The following is a 22,262-nucleotide window of genomic DNA, read 5'->3' on the forward strand; positions in this document are numbered from 1 at the left end:
TATGATGGAAGTTGATCCAATTTTATTAACAATACTAGGTGTTGCTGCAGGAGTTTTGATTCTAACGGGATGGGTTGACCAGATTTACAAAGGCTACAAATCTAAAAGTTTGAAAGATGTTTCAAGTTTTTTGATGATTTTTATTTCTGCAGGAGCAATTTTGTGGTTAATTTATGGAATCATAGTCATAGATGTATTCATCATAGGCACAAATATTGCAGCAATTGTGTTAATGTTGATTGTTTTAACAATGAAAAGAAAATATGACAAAAAAATTCAAGTCAAATGATTCAATGAAGAATTAAATACAATATGTAAAATTCTAAAGAATATGTTCATCATCAATTGTAAAAACTATGAAGAGATTTCAGGAGACAAAATAATCAAATTTGTAAAGACAGCTGAAAAAATTTCAAAAAAATTTAAAATCAAAATTGCAATTTGTCCTCCACAGCATCTAGTAGGAGTTGTTTCAAATAGTTCAATACCAATTTTAGCTCAACATATTGATGATTCCAAAATTGGTAGTACTACAGGTTTTGTGATTCCAGAATTATTAAAAAAATCTAAAGTTAAAGGTTCACTAATTAATCACAGCGAACATAGAATTTCAAGTAAGGAAATAAAAAAACTAGTTGAAAAATTAAAAGAATTAAAAATGATATCTGTTGTTTGTGTAAAAGATGTTGCAGAAGCAAGAAAATATGCAAAATTAAATCCAAACTACATTGCAATAGAACCTCCTGAGTTAATTGGTTCAGGAAAAGCTGTATCAACGGAAAAACCAGAATTGATTTTAAAAGCTGCAATTGCAGTAAAAAGTGCAAAAAACAATACCAAGTTACTTTGCGGTGCAGGAATAGTTTCAGGACAAGATGTCAAAAAAGCATCAGAATTAGGATCAAAAGGGATCTTAGTTGCAAGTGGCATAATTAAAGCAAAAAGTTGGGAAAAAATTATTTCAGATTTTGCCAAGGCATTAGTTTAAAAAGCCAAAAAAATTACAAATTTTTGCATGGCAAAGAATAAACCAGTTTATGCATTTGAAGAAGCAGATAGTAAAAAAAGAATGCTTCTAGGTGGAAAAGGTGCAGGATTAAGTGAAATGACACGCCTAAAATTACCAGTTCCACCAGGATTTACCATTACAACCGAGGTATGTAACAAGTATTATGACAATAACAGAAAACTTCCAAAAGACGTGATGCCAGCAGTTATGAAAAATATTGCAAAAATGGAAAAAAAGACAGGTAAAAAATGGAATTCAACTAAAAATCCATTACTTGTTTCAGTTCGTTCAGGGGCAGCAATTTCAATGCCAGGAATGATGGATACAATTTTGAATTTAGGATTAAATGAAAAAACAGTTGAAGGATTTGCAGAACAAACTAAAAATCCTAGATTTTCATGGGATTCCTACAGAAGATTTATTCAATTATTTGGAAAAGTAGTTTTTGGAGTTAATGATGAAAAGTTTGATCATGTTTTAGATTCTGCAAAAGAAAAACAAGGGGTTACAGATGATAGTAAATTAAATGTTGAATCATTGAAAAAAATTGTTACAGAATATAAAAAAATCTGTGAAGAACATACTAAAAGAAAATTTCCAGATACACCAGATGAACAATTAGTATTATCAATTGAAGCAGTTTTCAAGAGTTGGATGGGCGAAAGAGCAATAGTTTATCGTGAAAAAAATAACATTACAAAAGATATTGCAAATGGTACAGCAGTCAATGTTGTAACTATGGTTTTTGGTAATATGGGTGACGATAGTGCCACAGGTGTAGTATTTACAAGAAATGGACATAACGGTAAAAAAGAGATAGAAGGAGAATACCTCATCAATGCACAAGGAGAAGACGTGGTAGCAGGTGTAAGAACTGGAAAAAGCATAGAATTACTAAAAAAAGATATGCCAAAATCACATAAGGAATTATCCAACGCATGTGCAAAATTAGAAAAACATTTCAGAGAACCACAAGATATTGAATTTACAATTGAACAAGGAAAATTTTACTTATTGCAAACAAGAACTGCAAAGATGAGTGCAGCAGCATTAGTAAAAACATCAGTAGACATGGTGAAAGAGAAATTAATCAACAAAGACAAAGCACTCACCAGAATTCCAGCACAACAATTAGAAGCATTGTTACATAGAACAATGGATGAATCAAAAATTAAAGAGTACAAACAACTAGCAAAAGGAATTGCTGCATCACCAGGGGCTGCAAGTGGAATAGTTGTTTTTGATGTTAAAAAAGCAATAGAATTAGGAGATTCAGGTAAAAAAGTCATTTTAGTTAGAAAAGAAACAAAACCAGAAGATGTTCCAGCATTCTTCTCCTCAGAGGGAATTTTGACAAGTCTCGGAGGAAAATCATCTCATGCTGCAATCGTTTCAAGAGGAATGGGAAAACCATGCATAGTAGGATGTCCAGAATTAAAAATCGATTATGATAACAATATAGGAACTGCAAATGGAATGACAATCAAAGAAGGCGAAACAATTACCATTGACGGAAGTGAAGGTACTGTCTTTATTGGAGAAATTCCAACAGTAGAGCCTAAAGTAACAAAAGACTTTGAGCAAATACTAACTTGGGCACAAAAAACTAAGACATTAGGAATTAGAGCAAATGCAGATACTCCAGACATGGCAAAACTTGCAAGAAAGTTTGGAGGTCAGGGTATCGGATTATGTCGAACAGAAAGAATGTTCAACGGAAGTGATAGAATCAATTTATTTGTAGAAATGATAATGGCTGAAAATATTGAAGAAAGAAATAAAATTTTAGAAAAATTAGGTAAATTACAAAAAAGTGACTTTATTGAAATTTTAAAGGCTATGGAAGGCTACGAAGTAACTATCAGACTATTAGATCCACCACTACACGAATTCTTACCAAATCCAGAAGAATTAGTAGAAAAAATACAAAAATTAGAAGCAGATGGAAAAACAAATGAAATTTCAGAAGCAAAAGTGGTTCTTAAAAGAGCAAGAGAACTTGCAGAAGTAAATCCAATGATGGGTCATAGAGGAGTAAGAGTCGGTGTAACATATCCAGAAATTTATGAAATGCAAATTAAATCAGTATTTGATGCATTAGTAGAACTAACTAAAAAGAAAGTTAAGGCACATCCGCAAATTATGATTCCACAAATAAGCAGTATAGCAGAATTAAATCACATTAAGGCAATCTATGACAGAATCAAAAAAGAAACAGAATCAAAACATAAGATGAAATTAAAAATTAACTTTGGAACCATGATTGAAGTTGTAAGAGCAGCATTAACAGCAAATGAACTAGCAAATACAGCAGAATTTTTCAGTTTTGGAACAAATGATTTAACCCAAGGAACATTCAGTTTTAGTAGAGAAGACGTAGAGGGTAAATTCTTACCAGAATATATGGAAAAAGAATTACTAGAAAGAAATCCATTCCAATCAATAGATGTCAACGGTGTAGGTAGTTTAATCAAAATTGGGATTAATGCAGGTAGATCTATTAGGAAAAACATGGAAGTAGGCATATGTGGAGAACATGGAGGAGACCCAAGTTCCATCAAATTCTGTCACGGAGAAGGATTAAGTTATGTCAGCGCATCACCACATAGAATTCCAATTGCAATTGTTGCAGCAGCACAAGCAGCAATAGAACAACCAAAAAAAGCAAAAAAGAAGAAAAAATAAGATAATTTAAAACTAAATAAAACTCACTAAAATTGAATTGCTTCCAAGAATTGAATCCATAAAACAAATTAGACAAAAAATTGGCATTACCCAAAAAAAACTTGCCAACTTGACAGGAGTCAGTACTTCTATGATCAATCAAATTGAGTCAGGCAGAAGTCAACCAAGTTATGATACTGCAAAAAAGATATTTGAAAATCTTTCAAAATTAGAAGGGGAGTCATCATCACATACAGCAGGAGACTTTTGTAGCGAGAATATTATAAAATTAAAACCATCAAACACGTTGCATGACGCAATTAAAAAAATGCATGAATTATCAATTAGTCAAATTCCAGTTTTTGATAATTCAAAAATAGTTGGAGTCATATCAGAAGACGGAATTGTAAAGCATTTAGCAGATTTAGGAGAAGCAGAATTAAAAAAAGCAAAACTTGCAGATACAATGGATTCAATTCCACCAATTGTTGATTGGGATACACCAGCAAATGTACTTGTTCCATTAATTAGATATTCAAAATGTATTTTAATTTCAAAAAAATCTAAAATTGTAGGAATCATAACAGCTTCAGACACATTAAAGATGATGGAATAAAAAATAAAAATAGTTTTTAAAAAAATAAAAAATACAATAAAAAATTAGTTGCGTCTAATTAGTTGCGTCTAATTAGTTGCGTCTAATTAGTTGCGTCTAATTTTAACAGCATTTAATAGAATTAAATGACAACATACCACATGAACGTATGGAATAAATTTTGGAATTGGTATGAAAATAAAATACTTGGAAGTATTGTAATTATTGCAATAATACAATTCATTCAAGTACCACATATGGTGTGGAATGCAGATATCATGCTGGAAGCAGGAATTATTTCAAGAGTACATCCAATTATTGATTGGTTTCTTTATGGTGTAGATTTAATTGAAATAATTTCAATTATCAATGTCGGAATGATCATGTATAGTTTGATTAAAAAAAGACGAGCAGATAAAAAACAATCAAAAATGAACTAATCTTTTCCACTCCAAATTACTCTTTGAGGGAAAGGAATCTCAATTCCAGATTTATCAAGTGCACGTTTTAGAGTATTCAAAAGAATAGGTTGAGCATTACTCCAATCATCACGCGGATGCCAAACATATACATGGATATTTACACTGGAATCGCCTAATTCTTCGGTACGGAATTCAGGTTCAGGGACTTGAAGTACAAATGGCATAGTTTGTAAAATTTCATTTTTCATTACCAAAAGAGCATGATCTATATCAGATTCATACGAAATCCCAACACTCGCATCTGCTCTTCTTACAGTTGAGAGAGTTAATGAACGAATGTTGGATGTAAAAAATTTCTCATTTGGAATTCTTGTTACAGTTCCATCAAATCTTCTAACTTTACTAGAAAATGTTCCAATGTCAAGTAGAGTTCCCGAAATACCCATGTCAGGTAATTCAATTGTATCACCATGTTTTGCAGGTTTTTCAACAATTAAGAATAAACCAGAGATTAAATTGGAAACAACAGATTGGGTGGCAAAACCAATAACTACAGCAAAAATTCCTCCAGCTACCATTATTCCAGATAAATCAATTCCTTGACTAGATGTAAATCCTAAAAAGGAAATAATTAAAATTCCAAAATAAATTAACTTGCTAATATTTTGTGCAGTATCTTTTGGTAATGAAGGAGCATAATATTTATGAAATAATAATTTAGCAATTTTGGCAATTATCACACCACCGGCCATTATAACACCACCTATTAACAAAGAAAGAACAGTTAACTCTCCAACAATTTGCATTTCAGATAAACTCTGAAGAAATTCTAAAATCATTATTCCAACCCCATCTCCATGTGTGTACTTGATGTTTTATCCTCCCACGTAGGAGATGCAATCCAATCAGTATTAAGAGAAGTAGTTTGTACATCAGCAATATTTACAGCAGCGCGTTTTTTCATTGTAATTTTAAGTCCATCAAGTATTGTCTTAGAGTTTTGATAATAGAGAGTGTTATCAGTAATTGGGAATACAACTTTACTTATTGTATGTCCAAAAGACAAAGTATTTTCAACTACAATTTGCAATACACCTTCAAGATAAGGATTTGAATCATCATAATCAGTAGCCAGGGATACTTTTGCATATTTACATAAAGTTCCAGTATCAGGAGAGCCATAGAGACCAAATCTAGAATTTAATGGATCACAGGTTACCCAATCAAGAGAATCATGTTTAGAATTTTGAATTAAAAAAATGCCTATTTCTATAGGACAGTTAACAAATACACTTGCTGCAGAATTCTCACTAAGATAAATTTCCTTATCAAATTGCAATAAGACATGATTAGTTCTTCTTGCAGGATAATTAAGGGGTCGAATTGGAGCCAATTCAATTTTTACATCTTGTGATTTGACAGGGATAATTTTTTCAACAACTTTTCCTTCAGAATTTTTTCGATAGTAAGAAAAAGCATTTTCACTAATTCTATTAAATTTGATCAATGTATTTGGAAGAATTAATTCAAGTTCATCCTCTAAATCATATTTACCAAAACTTGAGAAAGACACTTCAGGATTATCACTCATTATTTTCATTTTTTAATAGATTAGGAGGATAGAATTGATAGATTAACAACTTTCATTGTCAATAACATTAGAAATCATAGACAAAAAATGAGTGAAATTAACTTCTAGTTCTCTTTTTTATCGTAGCAATTTTCTTTGAAGATCTAGATTCTTTTGTTTTTGAAGTGGATTTTGTAACTTTACCTTCAGTTTTCATACTTTTTCCACTTCTTCGAGCAGCTCGAGATTGTTCTGCTCTTGTTTTTTGTTCTTTTTTTGCTTTTTCTTTTTGTTTTTCAGTTAATTTGGCTCTAACCATACAAAATATAGAATTTAATCATAGATAAAGTAATTCTTAAGAAATTTTTGCAAAGGAATTAACAGGAACAATCAAATTTTCAAATTTATCAGGCTGGATAATCTTAGCCAGAATTTCTAATCCATCAATGGTTCGAATACTAGGTTTACTAAAAAAAGAATTTGCATCTACAGCATAAATTTGGTTATTTTTTACAGCTTTTAGTGAATTCCAGGCAGAATTATTGTGCAAAATAGAGCCATATTCAGAGACTGTTCTATCAGTATCAAATCCACATGGCATTAAAATAATTATATCAGGATCAGAAAGCATCACCTCATCCATATCCATTCGTCTGGAATGATCACCTGAGTTACTAATTAAATTAACCCCACCAGCAAATTCAATCATCTGAGGAATCCAGTGACCAGCAGTAAAAAAAGGTTCAATCCATTCAATTGCCAATACTTTAGGGATTATTGTTTTTTCAGAATTTTGGATAAATTGAATTCTTTGCTCTAATGAATTTACTATCTCAATTGATTTTTTTTCTTTGTTTAAAATTTGTCCTAATTTAATTACTGATTGAATTATTTCTTTTAAATTATGAGGGTCCATCGAGTACAATTCAGGTTTTCTTGGCAGAATATCTACCGCAGATTTAACTTGGTTTGTATATGCTGCACAAACTTCACAAGTTTCTTGTGAAATTATTAAATCAGGATTTGCATCAATTAGATTTTTTTCATTTAATTCAAAAATATTTTTTCCTTCATTTAATAAGGTACACGTAACAGTATTGATTTCATCACTAGTCAAATCATCAGAATTTATTACAGAAGAAATTACTTGAGGCTTTAATTTTGCATCTTCAGGATATTTACATTCATGAGTTACTCCAAACAATTTATCATCCACTCCAAATTCATAGAGTAATTCTGTAGCACTGGGCAAAAAAGAAACAATTCTTTTTATTTCCATGTATTGAGATAACTCATTCAAAATTTAAACATGTTTTAAAAAATAGTAAAAATTTAGGAATTAGTCAAGTTAATAGGCACATTTTAGGCACAAATATCTATGTCATCAAACTCTCAAGATATTCGACGATCAATTTTATCTAAATGGCATGAAACATTATCAAAGTATGGGAATTTACTCTCATCAGATTCAGTTAGTGGTACCAGTCCACCATCAGTTTTTGTTGGTTCACATAATTATCCCAAAGTGTTTGTGGGTCCAATGGTACCACCAATTCATGGAAATACAGAATTATTGGATAGTCCGGAAAAATGGAAGGGTAAATCATTAGAGGAAATTATTAATTTTCGTTTAAACTTAGTAAGAGGAATTCAAAAAATTCCAATTGATCAAACAGAAGGAAGATACATTGAAAATCTTCAAGAAGTCACAATGTCATCCAAGCCAACAGATCTTGATCTAACATTTAACAAAAAAATTTCATCAAACATTTCATTGGATGGTGAAAGTGCACCATTTGGTCCAATAGGTGAAATAAAATCTGCAAACTTTTCAGGGAGTACATCAACTAAACCAATTGAAAAAATATTTTACGATAAAGATATGAAAGCAGAAGATGCAGTTTTAAAATTGTATAATTCAGGAATTGAAATTTCTAAAATTCAAAAATGTTTCAGTATTGGAATGTTAGGTAAAAAAAGAAAACTAGTTCCAACAAAGTGGAGTATTACTGCAACAGATGACATCATATCAAAATCCATAGTGGATGAAGTCTTAGAAAATAACATCATAGACACATCAATGGTTTTTCTATACGAACACCTAGGCAATATTTTTTCAGTAATTTTGTTTCCACATCGATGGATTTTTGAAATGGTTGAGGCGTGGTATTCAAACGGAGTAATAGGATTTGGGTCAGATTATGAGGATGCTCGTGGAATAAATCACCCACCACATATTGCTGGAGCCTATTTTGCTGCAAAATTAGCGGTTTCAGAGTATCTTTTAAAAAATAAAATTCAAGCAGGAGTTTTAATCTTTAGAGAAATTAGACCAGAATATGCTATTCCTGTAGGAGTATGGCAAGTTCGAGAAGGAATTAGAGAAGCAATGAAACATAGACCAGAGCATGCTACAAATTTTAATCAAGCATTAGAAATTGCATCAACAAAAACAAGTATCAGTAAAAATGAATGGATTAAAAATGGAAAAATCACAGACTTGATAAGACAAAAAACACTTTTAGATTATTTTTAAAATTAGTCAAAATTCTTTCAAAAAATATGAATATCTAATTGAACGCCGGGAAAGGGATTCGAACCCCTGCACGCTTTCACGTAGCTGTTTTCGAGACAGCCGCCTTACCACTTGGCTACCCCGGCAATAAATCTAGGATAATCTTCATAATAAAAGAAATGGATTAGACTAACTGTTATCATCTATATCAAAAAGTTCATTTTGAAATCGTTTTTTGATTTGGTCCTTAGTTTTATCCCATTCTTCATCTGCAACTGTGTCAGAAAATATAGAATTAAAATTAGAAAAAGTATCTTGGTCAGATATGGAATTAATCATTAAACGTTCCTGTTCAGTTAATGGAAAATATGAAGTGATTTTCTCAATAGATTGATCATGATTAAATTTTATTTGAAAAATTTTATCACTTAGTTCTAACGGAATATCAGAAATTTCCATAACAAGTAACAATTAGTTGATCGATATTAAAGGATAAAGACAAAATACTACAAATGAGCCAGAATGAAGTATGGGATTAAACCTAAAGGATTTAGTTATTCGAGAAAAAACAACACTAGACGCATTTTCAAATAAAATAATAGCAATTGATGCATACAATGCAATCTATCAATTCTTAGCTAGCATCAGAGGCCCAGATGGATTACAATTAACAGATTCAGAAGGAAGAATTACTAGTCATCTGAGCGGATTATTATACAGAAATGTAAATTTTTTATCATTAGGAATCAAACCAGTCTATGTTTTTGATGGAAAACCACCATCACTCAAAACAGCAGAAATTGAACGCAGAAAACAAATCAAAAAAGATGCAACGGTAAAATATGAAAAGGCAATTTCAGAAGGAAATTTAGAGGATGCAAGAAAATTTGCACAGCAAACTACTAGCATGAAAGATGGGATGGTAAAAGAATCAAAAGAATTTTTAACGCATTTTGGAATTCCATACATCGAAGCACCATCGGAAGGAGAAGCTACTGCAGCACATCTTACTAATACAGGACAAGCTTATGCTTCAGCAAGTCAAGATTATGATTCAATCTTATGTGGGGCAAAAAAGTTAGTAAGAAATTTTACAAGTAGTGGAAGAAGAAAAATTCCAAACAGGAATACCTACATTGATGTTGTTCCAGAAATTATCGAAACCCAAAAAACACTTGAATCAATTCAAATGAGCAGAGAAGAATTAATTGATGTTGGGATTTTAATTGGGACAGATTTCAATCCGAATGGGTTTGAAAGAATTGGTCCAAAAACAGCATTGAAGTTAATTAAACAACATAAGAGACTTGAAGACATACCTCAAATTCAAGAGCAGTTAAATGAAATTGAGTTTGAGCAAATAAGAAAAATTTTCCTAAATCCAGAAGTCGCAAAAGTTGAGGAAATTACATTCAACGAAGTAGACTATGAAGGGATTGTAAATTATCTAGTTAAAGAAAGAAGTTTTTCTGAAGATAGAATTCAATCAACTTTAAACAGATTAAAAAAAGCCCTAGAAAAAAAGAGCCAGAATTTAGATCAGTGGTTTTAAGATATTTTGATTTAATAACTAGTTAATTCAATTTTAAAAAATGCCTCAAACAGAAGCAAGAAAAACCCTAAAGGATGCTCCAATAATGTGGAGACGTATTAACTCCATAGGCATGATATTAGACTGTAATTCAACATATGCAGCAAATTTGGGATATGCAAAATCAGAGATTTTAGGTAAACCGATTTTTGAGCATGTACCAAAAGAATCATGGGAATCAATGAATGAATCATTAAAGATTTGGTTTGAAACAGGAAAAGTTACAGATAGAAAAATTACATTTATCAGACAGGACAAAAGTACATTTTCAGGATTATTGCAGGCAACTAGTCTTTATGATGAAAATAAAAATTTGATTGGAAGCAACACAGTGATTTTTGATTTAACAAAAATGTCAGAAGAAAATATTGCAAAATATCAACAATTTTTTGAGGAATCAAGTAAAAAATTAAAGCAAATTAAAGAAAAGGAGTATGAACAATTAGATAAAGAGTCAAAATCAGAATATGAAGGATTAAAACAAATGTTTGAAATGTTATTAAAAATAAATTTATTGCAATTAAAATAATTTTTTAAGATTTGTTTTCAACAATTTTTTGAATTTCGGTAACTGCAGAAACATCATCCAAAGTACTAGTATCTCCAATAGTATTACCACTACCAATAGATTTTAACAATCGTCGCATAATTTTTCCACTGCGAGTTTTTGGTAATTTTGGGACAAAATAGATTTCTTTAGGGGTGGCAATTGCACCAATATCATTTCTAATTTTATTAAAAAGTGCTTTTTCTAAAATAGTTCTATCAGTAAGAATTCCTTCTTTTAAAACAACAAATGCAATGATTACATCGCCTTTAATTTCATCAGGAATTCCACATACAGCAGATTCAGCTACATCATCATTTGAAACAATGCAACTTTCCAATTCTGCAGTTCCAATTCTATGACCTGCAATCTTTAAAACATCATCAGCACGTCCCAAGATCCAAAAATATCCATCTTCATCTTTTACTGCATAATCACCTGCATAGTAACAATCAGAATATTTGGACCAGTAAACTGTCTTGTATTTCTCATCATCACCCCATAACGTTTGAAGCATTCCTGGCCAAGGATTTTGAATAATCAGATATCCTTTGGTGTTAGGAGGAACTTCAGTTCCAAATTCATCTACTACTGAAATTTCTACACCTGGAATAGGCAAAGTTCCAGAACCAGGCTTCAAAGGAATTGTCTCCAGTCCAGGTAACGAGGAAATCATCATACCACCAGTTTCTGTTTGCCACCATGTATCAATAATAGGACATTTTTCTTTTCCGATTACCTTGTAGTACCATTTCCACACTTCAGGATTAATTGGCTCACCAACAGTTCCAAGTAAACGCAGAGAAGACAAATCAAAGGAGTTAGGAATTTGATCCCCAAATTTCATGAACATTCGAAGTGCTGTTGGAGTAGTGTAAAAAATAGAAACTTTGTATTTTTGTAAAATCTGCCACATTCTAGACATGTCAGGAAAATCAGGTGCACCTTCATACATCACTTGTGTGGCACCATGAAGTAATGGAGCATAAACTACGTAGCTATGGCCAGTCACCCATCCAATATCAGCAGTGCAAAAAAATACATCAGAATCTTTTATGTCAAATGCCCATTGAAATGTAGAATGCAAATGAGTAAGATACCCACCAGTTTCATGTAAAACTCCTTTTGGTTTTCCAGTAGTACCCGAAGTATACAAAATGTAAAGAGGATGTTCACTATCTAACTTTTCAGCATCACATGAATCAGAAACGCATTGCATCAAGTCAGTCCAAAGTTTGTCTTTAGAAGAAATAGTAATTTCATTTTTTGCTCTCTCCAACACAATTACATTTTTTACAAATTCAAAATCCTTAATTGCATCATCAATTACTTCTTTTAATTTAACAATTTTTCCTCGTCTAAAACCACCATCAGCAGTAATTACAATTTTAGACTTTGAATCGTCAATTCTATCTTTAATTGAAGCAGCACTGAATCCTGAAAATATTACAGTGTGTATGGCACCAATTCTTGCACATGCAAGCATTGCAATAGGTAATTCAGGAACCATTGGAAGATAAATTGTTACACGATCTCCTTTTTCAACCCCAAGAGATTTTAACACATTTGCAAATTTTTGAACTTCTTTGAATAAATCACCATAAGTATAGATTTTAGAATCACCATTTTCACCCTCCCACAAAATTGCAGGTTTGTTTGATTTTGTTTTTTGATGTATGTCTAAAGTATTGTATGAAGCGTTGATTTTACCGCCTACAAACCATTTAGCAAAGGGAGAATTCCAATCCAGAGTACGCTCCCAAGGGCTAAACCAAGTCAGATTATGAGCCTGTTTATCCCAAAAAGAGATAAAATCAGATTGGGCATTTTTACGTATATCTACATCATTGTTACCTAATCCAATTTCATATTTTTCAGACAACAAAAAGTGTATGAAATTAGATTTTTTTAAATGTTAAAAAAATAAATTAAAAAAATTATTGTGCTTCCATTCTAGCAAGCCAATCATTATCGTTGTCGTCATGTGATGTTTCTGATGTCACCTGTTGTGGTGGTTCTGGAAATGCAAATGTCACTTCAGATTCAGTTGCTGGCTCTGGTATAGGGGATACTTGAGCTTCAATTGGTTCAGAAGGTGTTACGATTGGTTCTGTTGGTGCTTCTGGAAGTATTGTTTGAATCACTTGTTGTGGTTCAGGAGTCTCCAGATATGTAACGGCAGATTCTTGAATATTTGCTTCTGCAGGTGAAGTTATCTCTTGCACTTCCAATTCAAGATCAGCAATTCTGCTCTTTACATTTGAAATTTCAGATTGTTCATGTGTTACATGCTCAATTACCTCAGTTGTGCATGATTTCACAGTTTCAAATGTTGCCTCAGAGATTTCATTGCTTTTGAATTGTACTTTTGCATCAAATGATAACATCTTTGCAGATTTCATTTGTGTATCCAACTCAATCAATCTTTCCTCAAGTTTAGATTTGATTTCACTTTCCATTTCATCTAATGTTGCAAGTTTGAACTTGTATTTTTCATGAATGATTTCTGCATCTGCTTTCATGTCATCATTTTCTGAAACAATATCCATCAATGCTTTTAGACGACGTAAAGTAAGTTGTTTTTCACGAATTAGTCTTTGGGAATCTAATCTCCATTTTGGTATGAAAATTACACTCTCACCTTGAACTACAAGTTGCTCAAATTGGATTTGTTGTAATCCTTGAGAACCACAGTCAATACCAACGGATTGAATACTACCGTCAATTTCAGTGATTGTTCCTACGACTTTACCCATGAATGTTCCGTACATGTCTTTGACGTTTTTACCGATTATTTCGATATCGTCGTTTGTCATGGTAATGACTAATGAGATTTGTATAACCGACAAAGTGTAAGAAATGTTTTTAGTTTTGGTAAGATTAAATTCACAAAATCTCAATAATGGGCTCAAGAGCAATTTTAAAATTTAGAGTTTTTTTAGTAAAAATATGATTCAAAGAGAAGAACTTAATCAAATTCTAAGCTTTGTAGCAAGCAGATGGGATGCAGCAGTAAAAGAACCTGACAATAAAGCAATGGAAGGATTACCTAATGATTTTTGGATGAATTCAATTGGTGGAAAAACAGCAAAAGGAGGTTTTTGGGTTACCACAATAATGTATACAGAAAATGAAGCTGATGCATCGGGATTCAAAGAAGTACTGTTAAGATGGCAAAGTAAAGGAAATGATAAAAATAAAGACAAGACTCCCGATCTAATTCAGATTGGAAAAAAGAAATAGAGTATTATAATTGTGAAATAATTTATTCATGTTGTCAGAATTTTCGAGTACTGAAAAAAAAACTCTATCAGATCACTTTTCAAATACCGAAGATAATGTTTTTGCAATAATTACACCGCAGCAAGTTGATCGTGGTGCACTAATGTCAAGATACAGTAGAACTGATAAAAGTATGAGAAGAATTTTTCTCGATGAATTTTTAAAAAATAAAAATAGAGGAGAAGAATTCTACGATAGAGTTCTGTTAGAGTATGGAGATGATTCAGTAGCAGAATTAGGTGAAGCACAAATTGCAATTGAAGGATTGTCAAACATAGCAGTAAAAAAAATTGAAGATAGAAGAATAGGTCTATCATATTTAGAAAAATCATCAAGGTATGTGACATGGAATAAAAAAGAAAACGGAAAATACAGATTCTATAGAGATGAGAAAATTATGAATTCAAAATTTGCAAATGATTATGAAGACAGTTGTAATTTTTCTTTTGAAACATATTCAAACAACATAGAACCAATGATAGAATACATTAGAGAAAAATATCCAATTGAAAAATATAGTTTCAAGGATTCAATAGATAAAAAAGAAAAACTATTTTCTAAATTAAAAAACGAATCAGATATTAAATCTGCAAATATGATTTACAAAGGTTCAACAAAAGCTAAAGCATTAGATATTTTGCGAGGATTACTTCCATCATCAACACTAACCAATGTAGGAATTACAGGTAATGGCAGAGCATTTGAATATTTACTTACAATACTAGGCTCATCTGAGCTAGATGAAGAACAAAAATTAGCCTCAAAAATCAAAAAAGAATTAGATACAACAATCAAGTCATTTGTTAGGCGAGCAGACGACAAATATGGAAAGGCATTTCAAAAATATCTCAAAGATGTGAAGAACAAATCAAAGGCCATAGCATTAAAAGAAATTAAATCAAATCCAAAAATTGGTACAATTACAAAAATTGTAGATTATGAAACAGAAAAACAAGCATTAGACAAAATCATCACTTCAATTATGTACGAACAATCACCTAGTACATCATATCAAAACATCATGCAACAAGTTAAAAAAATGCCCAAGTCAAAAAAAATCAAAATAATAAATGAATTTATAAAAATAAGAACCAATAGAAGACATAGACCATCACGTGCATTTGAAAATACATACTATACATTTGATTTGTGCAATAACTTTGGAATGTTTAGAGATTTTCACAGACATAGAGCGCTTACATTAGAAAGACAATTACTAACAACAGATCATGGGTATGTATTACCAAATGAAATCAAAATACTTGGTTTAGAAAAAGATTTCAAAGAATGTATGAACAATACTAAAAAGACTTTTGAGAAAATTAGAAGTAAATTTCCAGAACAAAGTCAGTATGTAGTAAATTTTGCATACAATTATCCATATTTTATGAAATTAAATCTAAGAGAAGCATGTCATTTAATTGAATTGAGAACAATACCTCAAGGACATATTGATTATCGAAGAGTTGCACAAAATATGTACAATCAAATTAACAAAGTGCATCCAAATCTAAGTAAAATAATGAAATTTGTAGATTTAAAAGAATATGATCTAGAAAGATTTGAAGCAGAAAAAAGAACAGAAGAAAAAAGGAAAAAAATCAAGAAATAAAATAATGTTATAATAATATCAAAACATAGAGAAGTCATGACAGAAAAAATTGAAAAAGATCCAGAAGAATGGAAAAAAGAATTAACTCCAGAACAATTTGAAATTTGTATCAATCATGGAACTGAACCACCATTTTCAGGCAAGTATAATGAATCCAAATTGGAAGGATTTTTCAAATGTGTTTGTTGCGGTGAGAAATTATTTTCGTCAGATTCAAAGTTTGATTCAGGTTCAGGATGGCCTAGTTTTTGGCAACCAGTTTCAGAAGATAACATAGAATATCTTTCAGATACAGACTATGGAATGGTAAGAACTGAGGTTAACTGCAAAAAATGCGGTTCACATTTAGGACATGTATTTGATGATGGTCCCAAGCCTACAAATCAAAGATATTGTATTAATTCAATTTCATTGAAACATGAAAAAGATGAATAATTGACAAATTAATCTAGAAATTAATCATTTTTTTAAATAAATTCTATTCAAAAATTATTAATAAAACACAATTAAGGTTAAGGAATCAAAGAGAAATAAAATGAACCACAATAACGTGAATTATCAGGAGGAGGAGGCATGAGAATCATACTATGTGGTTTTGGAGTAGTTGCCCAGAGTCTAATAAAATTATTTGAATCAAGAGAAGAAGAATTGTATTCCAAATATGGATTGAAACCACGAGTATTAGCAGTGTTTGATAGTAAAGGTAGTGCAATTGATCAATCAGGATTAAATTTAGAGAAACTGATACAAGTAAAAGAAAAATTTGGAACAGTAAAAAATTATTCAGAAAAAAATAATTCCATGAAAGGCAATGAAATTTTAAAAAATGTTGAAGCAGATGTGTTAATTGAAACAACAGCTAGTAATTATAAAGATGCAGAACCAGGTATGACACACATTACAACTGCAATGAAGAAAGGAATGCATGTTATCTCAGTAAACAAAGGTCCACTGGCATTAGCATTTCCATCACTAATGGAATTAGCAACGTATAATCAAGTAATGTTCAAATTTAGTGGAACAGTAGGTGGAGGCACTCCAATATTGGATTATGCCAAAAATAGTTTAAGAGGAGAAAAAATCACATCGTTTGCTGGAATTCTTAATGGTACAACAAACTACATTTTATCAAATATGGCCACAGGTTTATCATTTGATGATGCATTGAAAGATGCACAAGACAGAGGGTATGTTGAAGCAGATGAATCATTAGACCTGGATGGATTAGATGCTGCAGCAAAATTAGTTATTCTTGCAAATTGGATAATGGGTATGAAAGTAACCATGCCAGATATCAAATGTGTCGGAATTAGAAAAGTAACAATTGAAGATATTAGAAAGGCAGAAACAAATAATTCAGTATTGAAATTAATTGCTTCTTGCGATAAAGAGTTAATGGTCAGTCCTAAAGAAGTACCAAAAGATGATCCTTTAGGAGTAAATGGAACATTAAATGCAATTGCATTCACATCAGAGCATTCTGGAACTCAAACAATTATTGGTAAAGGTGCAGGAGGAACAGAAACTGCAAGTTCCATTTTAAGAGATCTTCTAGACATTAGACAAGAGATTGCAAAAAATTGAAATCAAATTTAATTTCAAAAAGTGAAACATCGACATTACTTAAAAAAATATCACAAGAATGGAATATGGAATTTCCTAAAATGAAAAATGTAAGAGTTCATCAAATTTTGGATGATGCACAAATAATTACAGGTGAAGGATTAAAAATCTTAAAAATAGAGAATGATTATTTACCATTTTTATCTGAAACCACAATTTTAGAAAAATTTCCCAACGTAGAAGTGGATATGGGAGCAGTGAAATTCATGTGTAAAGGAGCAAATCTTATGAGACCAGGAATAAAGAAATTTACAGAATTTGAAAAAGATAAGCTAGTTTGTATTGTAGAAGAAACACATCACAAATTCCTAGCAGTAGGAAAATCGGTTGTATCTAGTTCAGAATTAGAAAGCATGGAAAAAGGTGAAGTGATACAAAATCTACACTATATTTCAGACAAATTTTGGGAAACTGGAAAAACTATTTACGATTAATTTAAAATTACTTTATACTTTCAGTAAATTCTTCAGTTCCATCTTTAGTGATAATTAGAACATCCAATCCATCACCACTAGCAGAGTCTCTTAGAGATGCTGCACGAACTGCATGTTTTGCCAGGGTTACTGCCTCATCTTTAGTCATATTTTCTTTAAATTGAGGATCCAATACACCCAATGCCATTTCAGCACCAGTACCAACTGCAGCATACTCATCAGGAAGTACAGAACCTAAAGGATCAAGAGTATACATTACCGGTTTATCAACTACACCCCCAACAATTACCTGAGTCAATAATGGAAAGTATCTTCTTTCATACATCATATTTGACATCATTTTAGCAACAGTATTTGGAGGAACATCTCTCTTGATATCCATTTTTCTAATTTTAGCAAGAGCAGAAATTTGTAAAGTTAAAATTTGCATATCGGCAACAAGACCAGCACAAGTGGCACCAACTTTATCAGTAATAGAGAAAGTTTTCTTTGTTGTTTTACTAACAAGAAAATTACCAAATGCGATCCTTTTTTCACTAGCAAAAACTACGCCACCGTCAAAAGTAACTCCAACTGCAGTTGCTCCTGGCATATACATTGACATATTTAAAATAATTTTGTCACATAATAAAGGGCTTTCTACAATGTAGAAGAAATTTGAGGCTAAAATTTAAAAACAATAGATCATTCGCATAATGAATTTACAAAAATAACTGGTTCATTAACCAAACAAATCAGAGGGTTTTAATGAAAATAGAAAATAAGAGTTTTGTAAATGGCTACTGCAGAAATCAAAGAAAAAATCTTGAATGATACAGTATTTTTTGGACTAAGATTAGCAATGGGAGTAATCTTCATTCTTCATGGATATAGTAAATTTGGGAATGAAGGATTTGTTTCATGGATCTCATCGATGGGGATTCCTGGAGAATTAGCCATAATTATTGCCTTGGCAGAAGTGGTACCAGGAATTTTGTTGATTATCGGAGTTTTGAATAGAATTTCAGCATCAATTATTTCAATAATTATGGTAGGTGCAATATTTCACGTAAAAGGAGCCCAAAGTATTACTGGCGACAAAGGGATAGAATTTGATTTGATTTTACTTGCAGTTGCATTAGTGATAATTGTTGCAGGGCCAGGAAGGATTTCACTATCACAAATAATTAAAAAAATTCCTCGATGCCTGCATTAATATTTTCCAAAATTTTCCATAATCAAACACATACACTTTGTAGTTTTTTTTAACAAATCAATACGTGCAAATTCATTTGGGGAATGAATTCTAGAAAACATGTAGGTGCTCCCAATGGAAATACAAGGAGATTTTAAAATATCAACAAAAGGGTACATCGGACCCGTCCCAGCATTTGAAACATTCAAAATAGATTTTCCAAAGGCCTTATCTGCTGCAGTCTTTACTTGAGACACAAAAGGATGAGTAGAATCAGTTCTAGCAGCAGCCTCTCCATGAAAAATTTTAATTTTTACATCAGAAAATCCATGTGATTTCAGATGTTTTTTTAATCGAATGACTTGTTTTTTAGGATCCATTTTAGGAATTAATCTAAAGTCGATTTTTACTAAAGCGCTACCAGGAAGAACAGTTTTAGCACCATCACCAGTGTAACCAGAAACAAATCCTGCAATATTACAAGTAGCATCACCAACTAAAGCCTTTTTTGCGTCAAGATTTTTTTTATTGTCCACAAAACTATTGATTCCAAATTCTTTTTTGAAAACATTTTGATCAAACGGTTCTTTCTCAATTAATTTCAAATCCTCCTTTGAAAATGGAGTAACTTCATTATACCAATCTTTAATCAGAATTTTTCCATTAGAATCACGTAATGTTTTGATAGCATCAACTAATCGCCATGCAGGATTTTTTATTAACACAGCTAAACTAGAATGAGCATCTCGGATAGATTCCTGAACAGATAATTCAACAAATAACAATCCCTTCATACCCAAGCCAATGATAGGCCTATTTTTTGCGTCAACATAACCAAATTCCCAAATCACACCATCATTGGAGAATTTTTTTCTGTATTTTTTCAAATATTCTTCAATATGTGCACTGCCAGTTTCTTCTTCACCTTCAATTACAAATTTAATATTACATGGCACATCGCCGGTTGTTTTCAAGTAGGATTCAACTGCTTTAATTCTAGTAATCAATTCACCTTTATCATCGGTTGAACCTCGCCCAAAAATTTTATTTCCTTTTCGCACCCCACTGAACGGAGGATCATCCCATAAATCAAATGGCTCTGCAGGTTGAACATCATAATGATTGTAAAACATCAATGTTTTATCAGGATTAGATTTTGATTTAATTTCAGCAAATACTATAGGAGCAACACCTTTTTTCAATCTTAAAATTTCTGATTTAAGACCAGATGATTTCAATAATTTTTGAACCAATTTTGCACATTGTTCAATTCCCTCATTTTTGGCAGATACACTAGGTTGTTGGATTAATTTTTGAAGATCAGAAATTAGATCATCCATGTGAGCATCTACATGTTTTAAAACATTCATAGTGATCAGATTATTTTATCAAATGGTTTCATAGCATAAGGAATTTCATCAATTAAATCCATAGCAGTCATGTGAAGACCCAATTTTTCTTGTATGTTTTTACCAGCTACACTGCAAATGAAACTTGCAGATGCGGCAGATTCTAAGCAATTTCTATTACCAGATAGCAATCCAGCAACTAATCCAGATAACACATCTCCAGTACCTCCAACAGTCATGGCAGGAGTATTTTTCTCACATAGATAAGTGACAGTGCCATCAGAAATAATGTCAGTGTGACCCTTTAACAAAATAGTGATACCATATTTCAAAGCATTTTGCTCAACCAAGTTAATTCTTTCAGAAGTTGAATCTGAAAGAATCTCTCCAAATAATCTTTTAAATTCTCCAGCATGAGGGGTTACTACAACATTTTTGTTAGCTAAAATCGGTAACACTTCAGGAATTAATGCACTTGCATCTAAAGACAATCTAACATCTCTATCTAACAGAGATTTTACAAGATATAACAATGAGTTTTTTTCTTGTATTGCAAGACCCATACCAATTGTTGCTGAATGTAAATTATTAGGCAATGCACCAACAAGTTTCTTTACTGCACCAAGAGTTAATTTTTGATCTACTAAAGGAATCACAATAAGATTAGGAGATATAGAACGAGTTGATGCAACGTTGATTTTTGGTACACAAGTATAAACTAAATCAGTTCCAGACCTTAATGCAGCTAGTGAAGACAAAACAGGGGCACCATGATAAATATAACTTCCACCAACAATCAAAACAATTCCATTTTCACCTTTTCTTGAAGTAGACTTTCTAGGAACAATAAAATTTTTAATTGTTGTTGCGGACAAAATCAAAGGTTCCAAGGTACAATGTAGTATTCATTAGATGAATAAATATTGTTTTGAATCAGGAAATGAAATTAGTCTAGTTTTTTGTTTTTTTTCGGGTTGTTTTTGCTTTAGTGGTTGTTTTTGCTTTAGTGGTTGTTTTTGCTTTAGTGGTTGTTTTTGCTTTAGTGGTTGTTTTTGCTTTAGTGGTTGTTTTTGCTTTAGTTTTTCCAAAAAATGCTTTTCTTGCAAAACACAAGTAAGTGGTATGTCCAATTCCTTGAAATGAGTGTCTAGTTTTTCCTTCTCTAGCTTCAATAGTTCTAATGATATGTTCGGTTGATTCTATGTCAGTAAATTCATTTTCAACTAATGCCATAGTTAATTTTTCCAACTGATTCATTGTTGGACAAATTGCAAATATTGCACCACTTCCCTTCAACATTTTCCTTACTTTAGGAATAACAATCCAAGGGTCACCTAAATCAATCAAGGCAACATCCATCTCGGTAACAGGGATTTCTTTAGATGTTTTTAAATCCAAATTATGTTGAGTTACATATTTTGAAAGGCCACTTCTACTGATATTTTTTTCTGCAATTTTCATGAATTTCTCATCAACGTCAAAAGTGTAAACATGACCTCGAGGTTTCACTATACTTGCGACAAAAGAAGTTAAAGAACCACTACCGGTTCCAATCTCCAATATTTTTTGTCCATCTTTAATTCCGGCGCGTGCAGCAATATATCCAAGATCTTTTGGGTAAACAATTTGGGTTCCATGTTGTATTTTCATAATGTAGTCATACATGGTAGGTTCCAACAAGTACACGTACTTGTCTTTGTTAGTCATCAATCTAGAACCATATTCTTTTCCAATAGCATCAGAATGTTTGATTACACCAATATGTGTGTGAAATGATTCTTTTTTTGAAATATTCATTAACCATTTTTTTGAATTATTATAAAAGAATAGTACAGGAGAATTTTGCTTAATTTTTGTCATATGATTTTTCTAAAA

General features: G+C 31.6%; 25 protein-coding genes and 1 tRNA gene. 14 read left to right on the top strand and 12 right to left on the bottom strand.

The genetic code is table 11. The features are described from left to right. Nucleotides 1–4: 4 nt before the first annotated feature. From NMSP_RS04610 to NMSP_RS04630, 5 genes are all read left to right on the top strand, one after another. Nucleotides 5–289, top strand: coding sequence for a SemiSWEET family sugar transporter (locus NMSP_RS04610; RefSeq protein WP_086907666.1), 285 nt, complete (start codon nt 5–7; stop codon nt 287–289). Nucleotides 290–331: 42 nt separating this feature from the next. Continuing rightward, on the top strand, nt 332–988 hold the full coding sequence (gene tpiA / locus NMSP_RS04615) for a triose-phosphate isomerase (RefSeq protein ID WP_086907667.1): 657 nt from the start codon (nt 332–334) through the stop codon (nt 986–988). Nucleotides 989–1,015: 27 nt separating this feature from the next. Further along, a complete protein-coding gene (ppdK, locus tag NMSP_RS04620; RefSeq protein ID WP_086907668.1) occupies nt 1,016–3,694 on the top strand; it encodes a pyruvate, phosphate dikinase in 2,679 nt (892 codons plus the stop codon). A gap of 37 nt (nt 3,695–3,731) precedes the next feature. Continuing rightward, nucleotides 3,732–4,289, top strand: coding sequence for a CBS domain-containing protein (locus tag NMSP_RS04625; RefSeq protein ID WP_086907669.1), 558 nt, complete (start codon nt 3,732–3,734; stop codon nt 4,287–4,289). A 140-nt stretch (nt 4,290–4,429) separates the two neighbouring features. Further along, the gene (locus NMSP_RS04630) at nt 4,430–4,708 is read left to right on the top strand and encodes a hypothetical protein (protein WP_086907670.1); all 279 of its coding nucleotides are present in this window, start codon (nt 4,430–4,432) and stop codon (nt 4,706–4,708) included. Here the strand turns inward: NMSP_RS04630 and NMSP_RS04635 are convergent. From NMSP_RS04635 to NMSP_RS04650, 4 genes are all read right to left on the bottom strand, one after another. Beyond that, complete coding sequence (locus NMSP_RS04635) at nt 4,705–5,529, bottom strand: mechanosensitive ion channel family protein (protein ID WP_086907671.1); 825 nt, start codon at nt 5,527–5,529, stop codon at nt 4,705–4,707. The genes NMSP_RS04630 and NMSP_RS04635 overlap by 4 nt on opposite strands. After that, complete coding sequence (locus NMSP_RS04640; protein ID WP_225971241.1) at nt 5,529–6,290, bottom strand: DUF432 domain-containing protein; 762 nt, start codon at nt 6,288–6,290, stop codon at nt 5,529–5,531. The genes NMSP_RS04635 and NMSP_RS04640 overlap by 1 nt, the downstream gene beginning before the upstream one ends. Before the next feature lie 88 nt (nt 6,291–6,378). After that, on the bottom strand, nt 6,379–6,579 hold the full coding sequence (locus NMSP_RS04645) for a hypothetical protein (RefSeq protein ID WP_086907673.1): 201 nt from the start codon (nt 6,577–6,579) through the stop codon (nt 6,379–6,381). Between the two features lie 36 nt (nt 6,580–6,615). Beyond that, complete coding sequence (locus tag NMSP_RS04650; RefSeq protein WP_086907674.1) at nt 6,616–7,539, bottom strand: cobalamin-binding protein; 924 nt, start codon at nt 7,537–7,539, stop codon at nt 6,616–6,618. A gap of 99 nt (nt 7,540–7,638) precedes the next feature. On the opposite strand from NMSP_RS04650, the gene NMSP_RS04655 reads away from it, so the two are divergent. Beyond that, a complete protein-coding gene (locus NMSP_RS04655) occupies nt 7,639–8,796 on the top strand; it encodes an Nre family DNA repair protein (RefSeq protein WP_086907675.1) in 1,158 nt (385 codons plus the stop codon). Nucleotides 8,797–8,839: 43 nt separating this feature from the next. Here NMSP_RS04655 and NMSP_RS04660 read toward each other — a convergent pair. Continuing rightward, a tRNA-Ser gene (locus NMSP_RS04660) sits at nt 8,840–8,921 on the bottom strand. Nucleotides 8,922–8,964: 43 nt separating this feature from the next. Beyond that, nucleotides 8,965–9,234: a hypothetical protein gene (locus NMSP_RS04665; protein WP_086907676.1), complete on the bottom strand. Its 270-nt coding sequence runs from the start codon at nt 9,232–9,234 to the stop codon at nt 8,965–8,967. A 70-nt stretch (nt 9,235–9,304) separates the two neighbouring features. On the opposite strand from NMSP_RS04665, the gene fen reads away from it, so the two are divergent. Together fen and NMSP_RS04675 are read left to right on the top strand one after the other, a co-directional pair. Then, entirely contained in the window at nt 9,305–10,327 is a 1,023-nt protein-coding gene (fen, locus tag NMSP_RS04670) for a flap endonuclease-1 (protein WP_086907677.1), read from the top strand. A 40-nt stretch (nt 10,328–10,367) separates the two neighbouring features. Beyond that, nucleotides 10,368–10,895, top strand: coding sequence for a PAS domain-containing protein (locus tag NMSP_RS04675; RefSeq protein ID WP_086907678.1), 528 nt, complete (start codon nt 10,368–10,370; stop codon nt 10,893–10,895). A gap of 4 nt (nt 10,896–10,899) precedes the next feature. On the opposite strand, the gene acs is transcribed toward NMSP_RS04675, so the two are convergent. Both acs and NMSP_RS04685 read right to left on the bottom strand, forming a co-directional pair. Further along, nucleotides 10,900–12,795, bottom strand: coding sequence for an acetate--CoA ligase (gene acs, locus NMSP_RS04680; protein ID WP_086907679.1), 1,896 nt, complete (start codon nt 12,793–12,795; stop codon nt 10,900–10,902). Nucleotides 12,796–12,850: 55 nt separating this feature from the next. After that, a complete protein-coding gene (locus NMSP_RS04685; protein ID WP_086907680.1) occupies nt 12,851–13,729 on the bottom strand; it encodes a CdvA-like protein in 879 nt (292 codons plus the stop codon). A 133-nt stretch (nt 13,730–13,862) separates the two neighbouring features. On the opposite strand from NMSP_RS04685, the gene NMSP_RS04690 reads away from it, so the two are divergent. From NMSP_RS04690 to NMSP_RS04710, 5 genes are all read left to right on the top strand, one after another. Beyond that, complete coding sequence (locus NMSP_RS04690) at nt 13,863–14,156, top strand: hypothetical protein (RefSeq protein WP_086907681.1); 294 nt, start codon at nt 13,863–13,865, stop codon at nt 14,154–14,156. Nucleotides 14,157–14,184: 28 nt separating this feature from the next. Next, nucleotides 14,185–15,807, top strand: coding sequence for an FAD-dependent thymidylate synthase (locus NMSP_RS04695; protein WP_192866137.1), 1,623 nt, complete (start codon nt 14,185–14,187; stop codon nt 15,805–15,807). Nucleotides 15,808–15,843: 36 nt separating this feature from the next. After that, nucleotides 15,844–16,242 (top strand): peptide-methionine (R)-S-oxide reductase MsrB, encoded by a 399-nt coding sequence (gene msrB, locus NMSP_RS04700; RefSeq protein WP_086907682.1) that lies wholly within the window; start codon nt 15,844–15,846, stop codon nt 16,240–16,242. A gap of 138 nt (nt 16,243–16,380) precedes the next feature. Then, nucleotides 16,381–17,391 (top strand): homoserine dehydrogenase, encoded by a 1,011-nt coding sequence (locus NMSP_RS04705; protein WP_086907683.1) that lies wholly within the window; start codon nt 16,381–16,383, stop codon nt 17,389–17,391. Beyond that, on the top strand, nt 17,388–17,864 hold the full coding sequence (locus NMSP_RS04710; protein ID WP_086907684.1) for a PUA domain-containing protein: 477 nt from the start codon (nt 17,388–17,390) through the stop codon (nt 17,862–17,864). Before NMSP_RS04705 ends, NMSP_RS04710 begins: the two co-directional genes overlap by 4 nt. Nucleotides 17,865–17,871: 7 nt before the next feature. Here NMSP_RS04710 and NMSP_RS04715 read toward each other — a convergent pair whose 3' ends face one another. Further along, complete coding sequence (locus NMSP_RS04715; protein WP_225971242.1) at nt 17,872–18,468, bottom strand: Ntn hydrolase family protein; 597 nt, start codon at nt 18,466–18,468, stop codon at nt 17,872–17,874. Nucleotides 18,469–18,639: 171 nt separating this feature from the next. Here NMSP_RS04715 and NMSP_RS04720 point away from each other — a divergent pair, with 171 nt between their 5' ends. Beyond that, entirely contained in the window at nt 18,640–19,059 is a 420-nt protein-coding gene (locus NMSP_RS04720) for a DoxX family protein (RefSeq protein WP_086907686.1), read from the top strand. Here NMSP_RS04720 and NMSP_RS04725 read toward each other — a convergent pair. The 3 genes from NMSP_RS04725 to NMSP_RS04735 all read right to left on the bottom strand — a co-directional run bounded on the left by NMSP_RS04725 (nt 19,056) and on the right by NMSP_RS04735 (nt 22,247). Further along, nucleotides 19,056–20,408, bottom strand: coding sequence for a M20/M25/M40 family metallo-hydrolase (locus NMSP_RS04725; protein ID WP_086907687.1), 1,353 nt, complete (start codon nt 20,406–20,408; stop codon nt 19,056–19,058). The genes NMSP_RS04720 and NMSP_RS04725 overlap by 4 nt on opposite strands. 5 nt (nt 20,409–20,413) lie before the next feature. After that, a complete protein-coding gene (locus NMSP_RS04730; RefSeq protein ID WP_420887404.1) occupies nt 20,414–21,262 on the bottom strand; it encodes an NAD(P)H-hydrate dehydratase in 849 nt (282 codons plus the stop codon). A gap of 76 nt (nt 21,263–21,338) precedes the next feature. Next, on the bottom strand, nt 21,339–22,247 hold the full coding sequence (locus tag NMSP_RS04735; protein ID WP_086907689.1) for a tRNA (adenine-N1)-methyltransferase: 909 nt from the start codon (nt 22,245–22,247) through the stop codon (nt 21,339–21,341). Between the last annotated feature and the right edge of the window lie 15 nt (nt 22,248–22,262).

Source organism: Candidatus Nitrosomarinus catalina (assembly GCF_002156965.1).
GTDB classification, from domain to species: domain Archaea; phylum Thermoproteota; class Nitrososphaeria; order Nitrososphaerales; family Nitrosopumilaceae; genus Nitrosopumilus; species Nitrosopumilus catalinensis.

Coding starts and splice junctions, on each gene's coding strand:
- NMSP_RS04725 (WP_086907687.1), bottom strand. CDS start 20,408: ATGAATGTTTTAAAACATGTAGATGCTCACATGGATGATCTAATTTCT.
- NMSP_RS04650 (WP_086907674.1), bottom strand. CDS start 7,539: ATGGAAATAAAAAGAATTGTTTCTTTTTTGCCCAGTGCTACAGAATTA.
- NMSP_RS04720 (WP_086907686.1), top strand. CDS start 18,640: ATGGCTACTGCAGAAATCAAAGAAAAAATCTTGAATGATACAGTATTT.
- NMSP_RS04665 (WP_086907676.1), bottom strand. CDS start 9,234: ATGGAAATTTCTGATATTCCGTTAGAACTAAGTGATAAAATTTTTCAA.
- NMSP_RS04705 (WP_086907683.1), top strand. CDS start 16,381: ATGAGAATCATACTATGTGGTTTTGGAGTAGTTGCCCAGAGTCTAATA.
- fen (WP_086907677.1), top strand. CDS start 9,305: ATGGGATTAAACCTAAAGGATTTAGTTATTCGAGAAAAAACAACACTA.
- NMSP_RS04635 (WP_086907671.1), bottom strand. CDS start 5,529: ATGATTTTAGAATTTCTTCAGAGTTTATCTGAAATGCAAATTGTTGGA.
- ppdK (WP_086907668.1), top strand. CDS start 1,016: ATGGCAAAGAATAAACCAGTTTATGCATTTGAAGAAGCAGATAGTAAA.
- NMSP_RS04640 (WP_225971241.1), bottom strand. CDS start 6,290: ATGAAAATAATGAGTGATAATCCTGAAGTGTCTTTCTCAAGTTTTGGT.
- NMSP_RS04645 (WP_086907673.1), bottom strand. CDS start 6,579: ATGGTTAGAGCCAAATTAACTGAAAAACAAAAAGAAAAAGCAAAAAAA.
- msrB (WP_086907682.1), top strand. CDS start 15,844: ATGACAGAAAAAATTGAAAAAGATCCAGAAGAATGGAAAAAAGAATTA.
- NMSP_RS04735 (WP_086907689.1), bottom strand. CDS start 22,247: ATGACAAAAATTAAGCAAAATTCTCCTGTACTATTCTTTTATAATAAT.
- NMSP_RS04630 (WP_086907670.1), top strand. CDS start 4,430: ATGAACGTATGGAATAAATTTTGGAATTGGTATGAAAATAAAATACTT.
- NMSP_RS04685 (WP_086907680.1), bottom strand. CDS start 13,729: ATGACAAACGACGATATCGAAATAATCGGTAAAAACGTCAAAGACATG.
- NMSP_RS04690 (WP_086907681.1), top strand. CDS start 13,863: ATGATTCAAAGAGAAGAACTTAATCAAATTCTAAGCTTTGTAGCAAGC.
- NMSP_RS04715 (WP_225971242.1), bottom strand. CDS start 18,468: ATGTCAATGTATATGCCAGGAGCAACTGCAGTTGGAGTTACTTTTGAC.
- tpiA (WP_086907667.1), top strand. CDS start 332: ATGTTCATCATCAATTGTAAAAACTATGAAGAGATTTCAGGAGACAAA.
- NMSP_RS04655 (WP_086907675.1), top strand. CDS start 7,639: ATGTCATCAAACTCTCAAGATATTCGACGATCAATTTTATCTAAATGG.
- NMSP_RS04610 (WP_086907666.1), top strand. CDS start 5: ATGGAAGTTGATCCAATTTTATTAACAATACTAGGTGTTGCTGCAGGA.
- NMSP_RS04675 (WP_086907678.1), top strand. CDS start 10,368: ATGCCTCAAACAGAAGCAAGAAAAACCCTAAAGGATGCTCCAATAATG.
- NMSP_RS04695 (WP_192866137.1), top strand. CDS start 14,185: ATGTTGTCAGAATTTTCGAGTACTGAAAAAAAAACTCTATCAGATCAC.